Raw genomic sequence first — 13,776 nt, 5'->3', positions numbered from 1 at the left:
CGCCACACGCGCTCCATCTTCAGGTTCAGGAAGAACCGCTCCATCACCGCGTTATCCCAACAATTGCCTTTTCGACTCATGCTGCAAACGATCTGATGCCGTCTCAGCAAAGCCTGATACTCTGCGCTCGCGTACTGACTGCCTCTGTCCGAGTGCAGCACCAGTCCTGGTCCTGGCCGACGCTGCTGCAGCGCCATGGTCAGCGCCGACATGACCAGGTCCGTCGGCATGGTCGGCGCCATCGCCCAGCCCACGACCTTGCGCGAGTACAAGTCCAGCACGACAGCCAAATACAGCCAGCCCTGGGCCGTGCGGACATAGGTGATGTCCGACACCCAGGCCCGCTTCGGCTCAGCCACGTCAAATTGACGATCCAGCACGTTCTCGGCCACTGGCAGAGCGTGCTTGCTGTTGGTCGTCGACACGAACTTACGCTTCCAGTTCGTGCGCAGCTCTGCCTCGCGCATCAGCGTACGAATCCGGTACCGGCCAAGGCGCAGCCCTTGTGCCCTCAGCGCATGCATGACACGCCGGCTGCCGTAGCTCGCGCCGCTGGCAGCGAACGCCGCTTTGACGTGGGTCTGCTCCTGCAGAGCCTTCGTGCTCGGCTTGGCGCGGCGGTGCGCATAGTAGCCGGAGCGGCTCACCTGCAATACCCGGCAGGCATCACTGACCGATACGGCCTCCTGTTGCAAATGGGCTACCAGGCGGTAGCTCACTTTAGTTCCCGTGCAAAGAAGGCCGACGCTTTTTTTAGCAGAGCATTGTCCTCGCGCAGTTGCCGATTCTCCGCCTCCAATTGCCGGATGCGCTGCTGTTCTGCCGTCAGCGGCTTTCCCACCCCAGGTCCACCAGCGCACTCCGCATCATACTGCGCGATCCAGCACCGAACGGCCGACTCACCAAGCTCCATCGACCGGCAAACTTCGCTCACCGATAGGCCTTGGTCTCGTACCATCCGTACTACTTCCAGCTTGAAGCTGGCGTCAAATTGTCGGCGCCTTCTTGTCATCTATCTTTTCACTCGTCGATTACGGATTATCCTCCTATCGACCTGTCCAAGGACATTAGACCACCGCAGGCAGCGATATTCTGCCATCAGAAACGGCGAAGCTCGATCCCGTTCTTACGCAGCGCGTAGCCAATCTGCCGTGGCGTAATACCCAAGAGCCGCGCCGCTTTTGCCTGCACCCAGCCACAGCGCTCCATGGCCCAAATGAGTCGCTCTCTCTCGCCTTGAGGTCTATCGTTCCTGCTGGGCAGGGCAAATCTGGCGCTCTCGTGACCTGCATCTACGGAGACTGTAGGAGTGATCTCCTCGCTCGCTGCAGCGTTTGCCGATCGGCCCGGACGTACGGCGTCTTCGCGCTCGATGTCATGCAATCCTTGGGTTAGACACTTATCCATCTCACACAGGAATGAGAGCCGATCAATGGAATCGTGGAGTGCCATCGTCGCGGTCCTCTCAACGCAGTTCTCCAACTCACGTACGTTACCGGCCCAGTAGCAACCCGAAAGCACGCTCAATGCTCCTTCTGTGAAGCGCAGCGACCTGCCGTTGTCACGGTTGAATCGATCTAAAAAGTATTGCGCCAAAGCCGGGATGTCCTCGCGGCGCTCACGTAGGGGTGGCAGACGAATGCTTACCACATTAATGCGATAATACAAATCTGCTCGGAATTCACCCTCTTTGACCATCCGTTCGAGGTTGCGATTTGTCGCAACGATTAGCCTCACATCAACCCTTACAGGCGTGGCCCCTCCTACGCGCTCAAACTCCCTTTCTTGCAGAACCCGCAACAGCTTCGCTTGGAAGGACGGTGAGATATCGCCAATTTCATCGAGAAATAGTGTGCCGCCGTGCGCTAGTTCGAATCTACCTTTCCGTTGCGATTGCGCCCCCGTGAACGCTCCCTTCTCATGGCCAAACAGTTCGCTCTCCAGGAGAGTCTCTGAAAGCGCCGCGCAGTTCACCGAAACGAATGGCTGATCATTACGCCGAGACAAGCTATAGATTGCGCGTGCGATCAATTCCTTTCCCGTTCCGCTTTCACCGCGCAAGAGTACTGTCGCCCTCGCCGGGGCGACTTGATGGACTTGCGCAAACACCCTCTGCATCGATGGGGAATGGCCTACCGCGTTCTCTATATTGCGCAAAGGATGATGCTCCTTCTGTGGACGTCTACATACCTGTTCCCTGTAACCGCCCTTGTTCATCGCCTCGCGATTAAGCAGCAGCGCTTGCCCCATCGGCGCTGCAACAACTTTCATAAGTTGAAGATCGTTAGCAAAGGCGCGCGTTCCGTCTCGATTCTCACAAAATGCGACCAGCACCCCGAGCGGACGGCCCTCATGCCGGATAGGAGTTCCCAGGAGAGCGATATGATCACCGTCCAATTCATTAGCAGTTCCGAAGCGGTCCGCGAGAAAATGTTCGTCGTGAATCTCAGGGACAATGATAGGCGAATCACTTGAATGAATGCGGCCCACGACTCCCTCATCGGGAAGAAAGCGTACGCGCTCGCGCCAGCCCTCCGAAAGTCCCGTGGAACAAAAACCAGCTAGATATCCACCCGGCTCCGCGACGGCTATGAAGGCGGAGCGCCATCCTAGCGCAGACGAAAGATGCCGTAAGGATCTGTCCAACGTCTGCTCAGCATCCCGCGACGAAACTAGTGTCTGCACTACCTCGTACACCAAATCGAAATCGTTAGCATAGAAATGCGGCATGGATTTAAACTCCCCGGGATGGCTCGTCAAACGCCGTCAGCAAACACGACTAGGTCACAACGACACATTAGTTTGCTGCGCGCTATGGCAAGTTCGAACGATGCCGCCAAGTGGGCGGACATCTACAATGTCAACAAACGGACAATATCGCAGTGGCGATGTCGGAGGGACACGGAGGACAACAACGCCTCTCTGTGCGCGCATAGGATACTAACTGAAAAAACGGCGCCTTTAACACAATCCTGCGTTGACGTCGCTCCGACCATCGAGGTCGTCTTATGCTTAACGCCTCATATGAGGGGTTGCACACCAACAGGGGTAGAAAGCGCGCGAAGTATGGGTAGAGCCTCATCTGCCGGTGCATCGTAGTTCTGAAACTTGTGCCCTGCTGGATTGAAGGGATCTCAATACCTACGAGATTGAATACAATTGGCACCTCTTGTGACTGCCCGGACATCGATTATCAGTCAGACTTCTTCGCGTCAACACTAGCCAAACTTTTTGCCTCTTCCAATAGCACCTGGCGCATCCAAATGCTTGCTGGATCGCCGGTATGTAACGCAGGCCATTGGATAGCCTCCGTAAACGAGGAAAGTGGCAGCGGTACATCGACAATCCTCAAAGGAACCACTTCGCCAAAATACTGAGCTAGTCGTAGTGGCAGTGTTGCGATGCGATCGGTACGGGACAGCATCGGTGGGATCAGGTCAAAGGTTGGTACAACAATCTCTTCCCGTCTCTTGAATCCCAGCTCAAGGAGAAAAAACTCCTCTATCGAGGGCCGGCGTGAACGTCCGAACCTTACAGTCACATGCCCCATCGAGATGTACTTTTCCAAAGCGAGTCTTCGGGACAGCTGCTTATTTGTCGGACAACCTACGCACACAAGCTTCTCTTCAAAAAGACGCGCCTTGGGATGTGTATCACTCAACAACAACTCCGGTAGTATCAGGAAATCAACATCGCCTCGTCTGAGCAATTCGCCAGGTTCATCGTCAGGAAAGAATAGCTCGAAGCTAACGGAAGGCGCCTCGCATGCGACGCGCTTCATGACCTTCTTAAAGTAGACAAGTGTCATGAAGTCCGAAAGACAAATTCTGAAACGTCGTTTCGACTTAGATGGCAGGAATACGTCACGCGAAATGATCGAGAGCTGGACGTGCGATAGTGCTTCACGGACGGGACCGGCAAGTTCCATCGCACGAGCAGTCGGAACGAACTCCCGCCCACGCATAACAAAAAGACTGTCACTGAAATAGTCTCGCAGCCTCGCGACAGCTGCGCTCATAGCGGGCTGACTTAGGTTGATGCTATGCGCCGCGGCTGTCAGATTCCGGTGCGTCATGAGTGCGTCAAGTGCGACGAGAAGGTTCAGGTCAAGGCCTTTGAAGCGCATATGGAGCCATCCACATCATCGATGATTGATATCGAAACAATCGATTGTACAAATTTGCGCCGCTGACGCAAAGTTGTGGCGACTAACGATTAGCAGATCTCCGTGTCCCATTGCGGACGGCGCACTTTGAGACCGAAGGCATAGCGTGCAAACCACAAAGGTAACGTAACGAATCATGGCTGAAAAGGTGCACAGCGAACCATCGGAACGTTTGTCTTGGCCGAGGAAAATTCGAGAACGTGATGCCAAAGTCAAACCACGTAAGGTTTTTCTTACATTCGATGACGGGCCGAATCCGACATGGACACCGAAGATCTTGGACATATTGCGCCAATTTCATGTCCCCGGCACGTTCTTCGTCCTCGGAGCATACGCAGCGGAACATCCGGAGCTAATTCGGCGAATGATCTCCGATGGACACGAAGTTGCCAACCACACGATGACGCATCTCGATCTGTCCCAATGCAACCGCGATGTGTTGCGACGCGAAATACTCGATACGAATGTAATCATCACCAAGGCCTCCCCTGGCCTAGCTGTGCGTTTCTTGCGTGCACCGTATGGAATATGGACTCCTGAAGTATGCGTCGAAGGAATGAATGCAGGTCTTACACCGCTTCACTGGTCGGTAGACCCTCAAGATTGGGCCCGCCCGGGAGTTGATCTGATTGTCGATACGGTCTTGGCGACCGTAGAGCCGGGGGCAATCGTGCTATTGCATGATGGCAGTCCACCGAACGAATTGGCATCACGCCCGTACACAGCATCACGAGAGCAAACCGTGAGGGCGCTTCCTCGGCTAATTTCGGCGTTGAAGGAACGTAACTTTGTGATCAGCTCACTGCCCAAACTACGCGGACAGATCAATCCAGTACGGACTGCCTAAGAACCTGTTATCCCACATAGACCCCGAGACGAATGTGTTCTCCACTACCCCTGGGTCGTCTTCTAGGGAACATTTATCAAAAGTTCATCTCGTCGGACGTGAGTACATCAGGAATTACTGACACAAGAAACAGATAGTACTGAACCAAGTCCCCGCCTTTCCCCATTGGTAGGCATTGCTCCTAACGCTAACATCAAATCAAGCAGCCGGCTCTCTTACCTCATATTGTACTCGCCGCGCCTCAGTTCCGAAATTTATACATCAGACGTCGCGTGCTTCCAACCGAACCGCGTCGATCTGAGCTTAAATGGCGCTCATAACTCGCCTCGGATTTTCATCTGATTCTCTTTGCGGATCAGCGTAGTCTTGTAATCTGAAAATTTCTTAACGCCCCCCTGACAAAACGACAAAGATGAATATTCCGGCCGCAATCAACACGACTTCTGTTTTATTGTACGCACTCCTATCCACCATTTATAAGAGCGCACAGGTTCTGCATAGTCGACCAACACGGTGTACTCCTGCGTCAACCAAGGTCGTTGATCCGGAATGGCGGCCGGACGTCGACGTTATTGTGCCCTGCTTCAACGAAAACCCGGCCACGCTCAGAGCTTGCCTTACTTCAATCGCAAAGCAGGAGTATGCCGGAGTATTGAACGTTTATGTAATTGATGACGGCTCAAGTAACCGTGATGCGTTGGGCGCGGTCTACCGGGACTATGAGGAAGATCCGAGGTTTAACTTTATTCTTCTTCCCAAGAACGTGGGTAAACGTAAAGCACAGATCGCCGCAATACGTTCCTCGTATGGAGAGCTCATACTTAACGTCGACTCAGATACGACGCTGGCCCATGATGTCGTAAAAAACCTTGTACTCAAGATGCGGGACAGATCGATTGGTGCCGCCATGGGACAGTTGACAGCCAGTAATCGAAAGCAGTCGTGGTTGACTCGATTGATCGACATGGAGTACTGGCTCGCATGTAACGAGGAGCGAGCGGCTCAGGGAAGATTTGGCGCCGTTATGTGCTGCTGCGGTCCTTGTGCGATATACCGTCGCTCCGCGCTTCTTCGTCTTCTTGACAAATACGAAACCCAGTTCTTCCGGGGCAAGCAAAGTGATTTTGGTGAAGATCGCCATTTGACGATTCTCATGCTGACTGCAGGCTATCGAACAGAGTATGTTCCTAACGCTATCGCGGCTACTGTTGTGCCAGATAAGCTCATACCGTATCTTCGACAACAGCTCCGGTGGGCACGCAGCACATACCGTGACACGCTCCTCTCGCTACGTCTGTTGCCCCACCTCAATGGCTTTCTTACGCTGGACACCCTTGCGCAGAACGTTGGTTCGCTATTGCTAGCGATCTCAGTCATCAGTGGACTTGCACAGTTTGTGATGACGGCAACAATTCCTTGGCCGGCGTGCATAACAATTGCCTCAATGACGTTCGTTCGGTCCACCGTAGCGGCTATTCGCGCTCGACAGCTGAGATTTTTTGGATTCTCGGCGCATACCCTGATCAACCTGTTCCTTCTACTTCCGGTGAAGGCCTACGCATTGTGCACGCTCGGAAATAGCGATTGGCTGTCGCGAGGCGAGGCATTAAACAGTTCGCACGATAAGTCCGTCTATCCATCATCGGAATCTCCGGAAAAATATACAGCTGGCGAAACGCATTCAACTTCTCGTTCTGAAATTACTGGTAATAAATGTTTGCCCTCTACGTGCGTGACATCGGGAAATGAATATTATACCGAGTAGGATAGATATTACTTGTTCGAGCTTCCTTCAGTAGACAACAACACACTTTTATTCCCGAGCTTCATGTCCACCGCAGCGATCGAGTTCTCCGGCGTTAGAAAGTCATATGGCGGCAAGCCTGTCGTCAATGATCTATCCTTTTGTGTGAAAACTGGCGAATGCTTTGGCTTGTTGGGCCCTAACGGCGCTGGTAAAAGCACGATTGCTCGAATGGTTCTGGGAATGGCAATGCCTGACGGCGGCACGATCACAGTCTTGGGAGAGCCCGTACCAATACGAGCACGCCGAGCTCGCGCTCGCATCGGCGTAGTTCCGCAATTCGACAATCTGGAACCAGGATTTACGGTACGCGAGAACCTGATTGTCTTTGGACGCTACTTTGGCATGACCACAGCCGAGATCGAGGCGGCGATTCCATCTCTGCTTGAGTTCGCGCATCTTGAAACAAAATCCCATGCTCGCGTCACGGAACTGTCAGGCGGCATGAAAAGGGCATTGACTATCGCGCGCGCCCTGATCAATGATCCCCAACTTCTGGTAATGGACGAACCCACAACCGGCTTGGATCCTCATGCGCGCCACCTGATTTGGGAGCGATTACGCTCGCTGCTAACGAAGGGCAAGACTATTCTTCTCACTACTCACTTCATGGAAGAGGCGGAGCGGTTGTGCGACCAGCTTTGCGTAATAGAGGACGGATGCAAGCTCGTTGAGGGAACTCCGCAGGGTCTGGTCCAGAAACAAATCGGTACCGAAGTGCTAGAAGTATATGGCGGCAAACCACACGAGCTGCGTTCATTACTAGCACCCTACGGTCCCCGCACCGAGGTAAGCGGCGAGACGCTGTTCTGCTACGCCTCCGATTTGGAACAGATTCGGGTACCTTTACGCGAGCTTTCTGGCCTGCGCGTCCTACAACGCCCCGCAAATTTGGAGGACGTATTCCTGCGGCTAACCGGACGTGAGATCAGGGAATAAATAATGCGTGACGTACTCATGATGACTTTGCCCGCGAACGCTTGGAACTGGCGTACGGTATGGCGCCGTAATTTCTTAGCATGGCGGAAGGCTGCTCTCGTTTCCCTAATTGGCAATCTTGCAGATCCAATGATGTATCTGTTCGGCCTTGGCTTCGGAGTTGGGGTACTGATAGATCACGTTGAAGGATCTGCATATATTTCGTTTCTGACAGCCGGTATGGTTGCTGCGAGTGCAATGACTTCCGCAACGGTCGAGACAATCTATGCGGCCTTCTCTCGGATGCACACGCAGCGCATGTGGGAAGCAGTCCTGTGCACAAAGCTTACGGTTGGCGACGTCGTACTCGGTGAAATGACGTGGGCGGCCAGCAAAGCCCTATTGGCAGGCACCGCGGTGGCTGGGGTTGCCGCAACATTGGGCTATGCCGATCTCTCGAATATTTTTTTACTAATACCGGTCATTGTTCTAACTGGCTTCGCATTTGCAAGCCTTGCTATGGTCCTCGTCGCGATTGCGCCGAGTTACGATTACTTTGTGTTCTACCAAACGCTTGTCCTCACACCGATGCTTTTCCTGAGTGGTGTCATTTTCCCAGTAGAACAGTTGCCAGGGGCCCTTCATCTTGTTTCGAGAGCCCTTCCACTTTCCCATTCCGTCGAACTCATCCGCCCCGCGATGCTTGGACGCCCGTCGGCGAGCGTCGGTCTGCATGTGTCCGTACTTTGCCTTTACGCAATAGTGCCCTTCTTCCTATCGACAAACCTTGTTCGCCGGCGTCTGATGTCTTGATGATCGCATCGACACTCTGACCAGGATGAATTTGAATATAGGTCAAATCCTTCTACCGCCGCTAACCACTTGATGTATATCTGTGCAACTCTTTAGCGAAATCATGCCAACAGCCGCACCATTCGTAATCCTTGGGATGCCCAGAACAGGTACGCACTATCTGGAAGAATTGCTGAATTTGCATCCAAATGTGTCGAGCAACGGAGAATTGCTCAATCCGTACGATATGAACTGGCCAGATAATAGCCGACTCCTACGTAGCGATAGGGACCTTCTTGAGCTAGCTTATCAATATTACCCTACCCGCTCTGGAAAGACGGCGCTCACCCACGTTGGCTGCAAGATTAACCAACCGCAGTTCCGCGAGCGGCCAGGATTCTTTGAAACCTTGATCGGTTGGCCACATCTTCGCGCGATATTTGTCCGCAGAAATTCTCTGGAGTCGCTGCGATCCCTCGTTCAGGCAAGGACAAGTGGTCAATGGCTACAGTACGGTACGTGCCACTCCTTGGCCGTTCCACCCAACGTAACGTTGACCATCGATGAATGCGAAGCCTACTTCAGGATCGCTGACGACTTCCACACTCTCGTCGCGAATTCCTTTCAGCGAGATCGGATTATGACTATCGACTATGAGGATCTACTGCGCGATCCAGCCCCCTGCCTCGACGCAATTTGGTTCTTCCTTGGAACATCTCCGCACGCATGCTCAGTACGCACGGCCCTTCGGCGTCAGGAAATGCGACCTCTGCGAGAGACGGTATGCAACTTCGTGGAGCTAAAGCGCCATTTCAGCGGGGGGCCGCATACAAGCTATTTCGAAGCCTAGAATGGCTCAAACCATCGCACGAGCAATGCGTAGTTTTGTGCCTCAACTTAATTAATTGGTCGCCAGGTGACTGTGGTTGGCCTATTACTCTTCCAATAGGTTACTTTTATGTCGTCGCCAAAAGTTCAGTGGAAACTACGCTGGGAAAATGATCTTGAACTCTCCGACCATTTGGAATTGGCTGAGTTTTTCAAAGCGACCTACGGTCCGACAGGGCCTTTCAATGCGAAGCCGTTTAGTGGCGGTCGAAGTTGGGCAGGCGCACGGCCTGAGCTCCGCGCCATAGCTTACGATTCTCAAGGGATTGCGGCACACATGGGTGCACTTCGACGATTCATCAAGGTAAATTCAGCCGATGTGCTTGTGGCCGAACTAGGTCTATACGGAGTTCGGCCGGACCTTGAAGGATTCGGAATTAGCCATTCCATCCGCGCAATGTACCCCGTGCTTCAAGAGCTTCGCATACCGTTCGCTTTCGGGACCGTCAGGCACGAGTTGAAAACTCACTTTTCCCGATTGTGCCGACATGGACTAGGAACAATCATCGAAGGAATTCGTGTGCGCTCAACTCTCTCGAACGTCCACTTGGATTTGCCGTCTACTCGGGTAGAGGATGTCCTCGTCGTGGTTATGCCAATTAACAGTTCGTTGCAAGAATGGCCAAGCGGCGAAACAATCGAACGCAACGGACCCGAGCTATGAAGACAGTTCTACTGGATTGATTGGTAGGCGATCTTCGAGCAGAAGGAAGCCTACGTTATGGTCCACTATTAGGAACCGAAAGATTTTCCCATGCTTTCAAACCTAGAATTGCTGCGTCGTGAACTAAGTACAGATGACCCCTGGCGCCTCGACACTAATCCTTACGAACAGGAACGTCACAGACATATGCTTCGATTGTCACTCGCGCAGGGCCGAGTCACTAATGCGCTCGAAGTGGGATGTGCTGCGGGGACATTCACGGAGAAACTTTTGGACCACTGCCAACGGCTCACAGTCATAGATGTTGTTCCGCAAGCGATAGCTCGTACTCGCGAACGACTGAAGGAGCCAGCGAACACTACGTGGATCGTTTCAGACGTCAAAGAGTTCTCGACACATGACAAGTTCGATCTAATCGTGGTCGCTGAAGTTCTCTATTATTTGGATAACCTTGAAGAAATGCGTTCTACGATTCTAAATCTCGCAGGAATGCTTGCGCCGGCCGGACAGTTGGTATTCGGATCGTCACATGACGACAGTTGCCGGAGATGGGGCCACATTGCTGGTGCAGAAACTGTGCTTGCTATGCTCAGAGAAGAGTTGACTGAAGTTGAGCACGTTGAATGCAAAGGACAATTGCTCACTGAGGGTTGCTCGCTAGCACGATTTCGCAAATCTCCGGACGAATCACAACACACACGTTTACCGAGTTAGAAAGAGGAAATAGCATGCGGATCTGCGGGATCAAGCTAACGCACGACGGGGCCATCGCCGTGGTAGAAGATGGGAAATTGATTTTTTGCATCGAGCAGGAGAAGCGAGAGAACAATAAGCGCTATCAGGAAATCGAGAACCTTGAGGAAATCGCTCTCATTTTGGCGGAACATGGGCTGAACGCTGTGGATATCGACCAGTTCGTCATTGATGGCTGGGACGGAGACGTGGAGTCTAGATTCCACGTCCGTAGTGGATCTGTTCCGATGAGTCTAAAGGGCGCACCGTATGCTGAGAGCGACGCCAATCACCTCCTTGCCTCCCTTGACGGCGACGGTTTGGTGGTCGGCGAAGGTTCATTTCCGTACAAGAGTTTTCCTCATGTGTCAGGGCACGTAGCGGCCGCATACTGCACCAGCCCGTTTGCACAAAAGGAGCAACCCGCCCTTTGTCTGGTTTGGGATGGCGGCATCGTCCCAAGGCTCTACCATGTGCAGCGTGATGGGGCACGCCGCGTTGACTGCCTTTTCCCCCTCGTTGGCCATATCTATGCGGCGGCGGGTCACTACTTTGGTCCCTATAAGAAACTAGGCGGAGCAGAATGGGATCTCGGCGTGGCAGGCAAGCTCATGGCTTATATTGGGCTCGGGTCCGTCGATGAAAGTATCGTATCTGTATTTCACAGCCTTTACGACGATCACTTCGCTGGTAACAGCGAGTTGGCGCGCAGCTATCGTGCGAATATTAGGGCACCTGAAGGCTCGTTGAAACCCGTCCGTGATTTTTTCGAAGCTAGCGTGCCTCGACTTGAAGGGAAGCTTCACCAAGATGTGCTTGCCTCCTTTCACGTCTTCCTCGAGCGCCTTCTCGTTCATGAAATCGGAATGGCGCTGCAGCGTCATTCAATACAAGTTCCGCAAAACCTGTGCATTGCTGGGGGATGTGCGCTAAACATCAAATGGAATAGCGCATTACGTGAAAGTGGCTTATTCGCTGCAATATGGGTCCCTCCGTTCCCCAACGACAGCGGCTCGGCAATTGGTGCGGCTTGCTGTGCGATGGCTGCGGACCAGGGATTCATACCGTTGGAATGGTCCGTGTATAGCGGGCCTTCCGCAAAACTTGGCGTCGTCCCTCCGGGATGGACTGCGTTTCCGTGCACGATTTCGGAACTCGCCCGCATACTTGCAGATAACAAGCCAGTCATTTTTCTTGCCGGTCGTGCCGAATTGGGCCCTCGGGCTTTGGGCGGAAGAAGCATTTTGGCAGCCCCAACTTCGGCTGCAATGAAACATCTTCTGAACGATGTCAAGCATCGAGAGCATTTTCGTCCGGTGGCGCCAATATGCCTTGAGGATAAGGCAATGTCCATCTTTGAGCCTGGTACTCCGGACCCCTACATGCTTTTCGACCATCTAACGCGTAAGGAATGGCGTGACAAGATCCCTGCGGTCGTGCATCTTGACGGTACTGCTCGTTTGCAAACCATCCATAGAAGTTCTAAACATCCCGTAGCAGAGCTTTTGGTCGAATATGAGAAGCTAACAGGTATTCCTTTGCTCTGCAACACAAGCGCGAATTTCCACGGCCGAGGATTTTTCCCCGACGCTGCTTCCGCTTGTGAATGGGGGCGCGTGGAACAAGTTTGGTTCGAGGGTATTCTTTGGAGAAAGACGGAAGGAAGCAGCACAACATTGAATGTGGACGAAGCAGTAGTGCGTTCCAAAGGAGCATAGACCCGATATTGGCGACATCGCTCCCGACGTAGCTACGCGTTTCAGAGGTAGACGTTCAACTAGCTTCGCCCAATTTGCACGTGGACTTCGCAGGACGCGTTTGCAAGCCGGGCGCCCGTGTTGTTTGCAAAGTCCAATTTCACACACGTATACGAAATATGATGAGCGATGCTCGCACTCCTCACCTTTACATCTACGACTTCGGAGTCGGTCCGGAATCGAGAGCGCAACTGCTTGGTCAGGCCCCGTCCATCCTCTGGTTCACAGGCCTCTCCGGCGCAGGGAAATCGGCAATTGCCGACCGGCTTGAGGCAGCCCTGCATGCGTGCGGGCGGCTCACTTATATTCTTGATGGCGACTCAGTCAGGCGTGGCCTTTGCAAAGATCTTGGCTTTGACAAGGAGGATCGACGCGAAAATGTTCGGCGCGTGGCTGAAGTTGCCAAACTTATGGCCGACGCCGGCATCGTAGTGCTTGTATGCCTTATCTCACCCTTCCATTCCGACCGAGAGCTTGCTAGGTTAATTGCGGGGAAACATGTCTTTGCTGAAGTTTACGTTCACGCACCATTGGCCGTAGCAGAGGCTCGCGACACTAAAGGACTATATCGACTTGCCAGACGGGGGGCGATCCAAAACTTCACCGGCATTGATTCGCCATATGAAAGACCAACAAGTCCCGATATCTTCATCGACACATGCACAATGTCTATCGATGAAGGGGCCAATATGGTATTGGACTGGGTGTCTCGTCATTAAATATGTTGAGAAGGTTGGAACTTGATAGTGTGATTCCGACCCTATATCAAGCCCCTCGGGGGTTAAAAGTGTCTCGCGTCGAAGACGCAAATGCACCTCACACCCCAAAAGGAGTTTTGCGTATACGCCACCCAAGACTACCTGTGATTAAGTTTTGGCAGTGGGCGACAGAAGCCGACCTTTAGCGCATTTGGTTACACACATCTCAGTCGTCAAGTTCACGGGCGTACCGAAGACCGGCGGCGAAATCCACCACTCGCTGCAGGCCTTGCCAGATAGTCTTGACTCCGGGTTCGCCGTCGCCTTTGCGCGCCAGGAAGCAGCCGAGCATAGCGACCAAGCGCACGACCTCATTCAGACGCGGTGACGTCTTCGGCGGCTTCTTCTTGTCGAGATTGAATGCCGCGCGCCATTCATCGCGCTCGAACAGCAGCCCTGCATCCAGGTCCGGGCAAGTTCGACCCAGTCGCATCAACCGAGCGATGCGCCA

Annotated in this window: 12 protein-coding genes and 1 pseudogene; 9 read left to right on the top strand and 4 right to left on the bottom strand. The window is 53.3% G+C overall.

Annotation, left to right across the window (positions count from 1 at the left end; translation table 11 throughout):
- From MKD50_RS29400 to MKD50_RS29390, 3 genes and pseudogenes are all read right to left on the bottom strand, one after another.
- Positions 1 to 1,012, bottom strand: a pseudogene (locus tag MKD50_RS29400) (IS3 family transposase); the annotation flags it as partial.
- Between the two features lie 86 nt (positions 1,013 to 1,098).
- Positions 1,099 to 2,730 (bottom strand): nif-specific transcriptional activator NifA, encoded by a 1,632-nt coding sequence (gene nifA / locus MKD50_RS29395; protein WP_012354669.1) that lies wholly within the window; start codon positions 2,728 to 2,730, stop codon positions 1,099 to 1,101.
- A 463-nt stretch (positions 2,731 to 3,193) separates the two neighbouring features.
- The gene (locus tag MKD50_RS29390) at positions 3,194 to 4,126 is read right to left on the bottom strand and encodes a LysR family transcriptional regulator (protein WP_012354667.1); all 933 of its coding nucleotides are present in this window, start codon (positions 4,124 to 4,126) and stop codon (positions 3,194 to 3,196) included.
- Between the two features lie 175 nt (positions 4,127 to 4,301).
- On the opposite strand from MKD50_RS29390, the gene nodB reads away from it, so the two are divergent.
- The 9 genes from nodB (at position 4,302) to cysC (ending at position 13,286) form a co-directional block, all read left to right on the top strand.
- A complete protein-coding gene (gene nodB, locus MKD50_RS29385) occupies positions 4,302 to 5,012 on the top strand; it encodes a chitooligosaccharide deacetylase NodB (protein WP_012354666.1) in 711 nt (236 codons plus the stop codon).
- 412 nt (positions 5,013 to 5,424) lie between these two features.
- Positions 5,425 to 6,777, top strand: a complete 1,353-nt coding sequence (gene nodC, locus MKD50_RS29380; RefSeq protein ID WP_012354665.1) for a chitooligosaccharide synthase NodC — start codon at positions 5,425 to 5,427, stop codon at positions 6,775 to 6,777.
- A 63-nt stretch (positions 6,778 to 6,840) separates the two neighbouring features.
- Entirely contained in the window at positions 6,841 to 7,755 is a 915-nt protein-coding gene (gene nodI, locus MKD50_RS29375) for a nodulation factor ABC transporter ATP-binding protein NodI (RefSeq protein ID WP_012354664.1), read from the top strand.
- A gap of 3 nt (positions 7,756 to 7,758) precedes the next feature.
- Positions 7,759 to 8,547, top strand: a complete 789-nt coding sequence (locus tag MKD50_RS29370; protein ID WP_012354663.1) for an ABC transporter permease — start codon at positions 7,759 to 7,761, stop codon at positions 8,545 to 8,547.
- A gap of 103 nt (positions 8,548 to 8,650) precedes the next feature.
- Complete coding sequence (locus MKD50_RS29365; RefSeq protein ID WP_081479546.1) at positions 8,651 to 9,376, top strand: sulfotransferase; 726 nt, start codon at positions 8,651 to 8,653, stop codon at positions 9,374 to 9,376.
- Between the two features lie 108 nt (positions 9,377 to 9,484).
- The gene (locus tag MKD50_RS29360; protein WP_012354661.1) at positions 9,485 to 10,078 is read left to right on the top strand and encodes a NodA family N-acyltransferase; all 594 of its coding nucleotides are present in this window, start codon (positions 9,485 to 9,487) and stop codon (positions 10,076 to 10,078) included.
- 90 nt (positions 10,079 to 10,168) lie between these two features.
- On the top strand, positions 10,169 to 10,792 hold the full coding sequence (nodS, locus tag MKD50_RS29355) for a nodulation methyltransferase NodS (protein ID WP_012354660.1): 624 nt from the start codon (positions 10,169 to 10,171) through the stop codon (positions 10,790 to 10,792).
- A gap of 14 nt (positions 10,793 to 10,806) precedes the next feature.
- The gene (nodU, locus tag MKD50_RS29350) at positions 10,807 to 12,528 is read left to right on the top strand and encodes a nodulation protein NodU (RefSeq protein ID WP_012354659.1); all 1,722 of its coding nucleotides are present in this window, start codon (positions 10,807 to 10,809) and stop codon (positions 12,526 to 12,528) included.
- 161 nt (positions 12,529 to 12,689) lie between these two features.
- Entirely contained in the window at positions 12,690 to 13,286 is a 597-nt protein-coding gene (gene cysC, locus MKD50_RS29345) for an adenylyl-sulfate kinase (RefSeq protein WP_232348030.1), read from the top strand.
- Between the two features lie 205 nt (positions 13,287 to 13,491).
- On the opposite strand, the gene MKD50_RS29340 is transcribed toward cysC, so the two are convergent.
- A partial coding sequence (locus tag MKD50_RS29340; protein WP_290369644.1) for an IS4 family transposase occupies positions 13,492 to 13,776 on the bottom strand: 285 nt, incomplete at its 5' end.

It is taken from the genome of Cupriavidus mimosae, from assembly GCF_023952485.1.
Classification (GTDB): domain Bacteria; phylum Pseudomonadota; class Gammaproteobacteria; order Burkholderiales; family Burkholderiaceae; genus Cupriavidus; species Cupriavidus taiwanensis_C.
Note: the sequence above shows the minus strand (reverse complement) of the source record. Positions and strands in the feature narration are given on the sequence as shown.

Coding starts and splice junctions, on each gene's coding strand:
- nifA (WP_012354669.1), bottom strand. CDS start 2,730: ATGCCGCATTTCTATGCTAACGATTTCGATTTGGTGTACGAGGTAGTG.
- MKD50_RS29390 (WP_012354667.1), bottom strand. CDS start 4,126: ATGCGCTTCAAAGGCCTTGACCTGAACCTTCTCGTCGCACTTGACGCA.
- nodB (WP_012354666.1), top strand. CDS start 4,302: ATGGCTGAAAAGGTGCACAGCGAACCATCGGAACGTTTGTCTTGGCCG.
- nodC (WP_012354665.1), top strand. CDS start 5,425: ATGAATATTCCGGCCGCAATCAACACGACTTCTGTTTTATTGTACGCA.
- nodI (WP_012354664.1), top strand. CDS start 6,841: ATGTCCACCGCAGCGATCGAGTTCTCCGGCGTTAGAAAGTCATATGGC.
- MKD50_RS29370 (WP_012354663.1), top strand. CDS start 7,759: ATGCGTGACGTACTCATGATGACTTTGCCCGCGAACGCTTGGAACTGG.
- MKD50_RS29365 (WP_081479546.1), top strand. CDS start 8,651: ATGCCAACAGCCGCACCATTCGTAATCCTTGGGATGCCCAGAACAGGT.
- MKD50_RS29360 (WP_012354661.1), top strand. CDS start 9,485: ATGTCGTCGCCAAAAGTTCAGTGGAAACTACGCTGGGAAAATGATCTT.
- nodS (WP_012354660.1), top strand. CDS start 10,169: ATGCTTTCAAACCTAGAATTGCTGCGTCGTGAACTAAGTACAGATGAC.
- nodU (WP_012354659.1), top strand. CDS start 10,807: ATGCGGATCTGCGGGATCAAGCTAACGCACGACGGGGCCATCGCCGTG.
- cysC (WP_232348030.1), top strand. CDS start 12,690: ATGAGCGATGCTCGCACTCCTCACCTTTACATCTACGACTTCGGAGTC.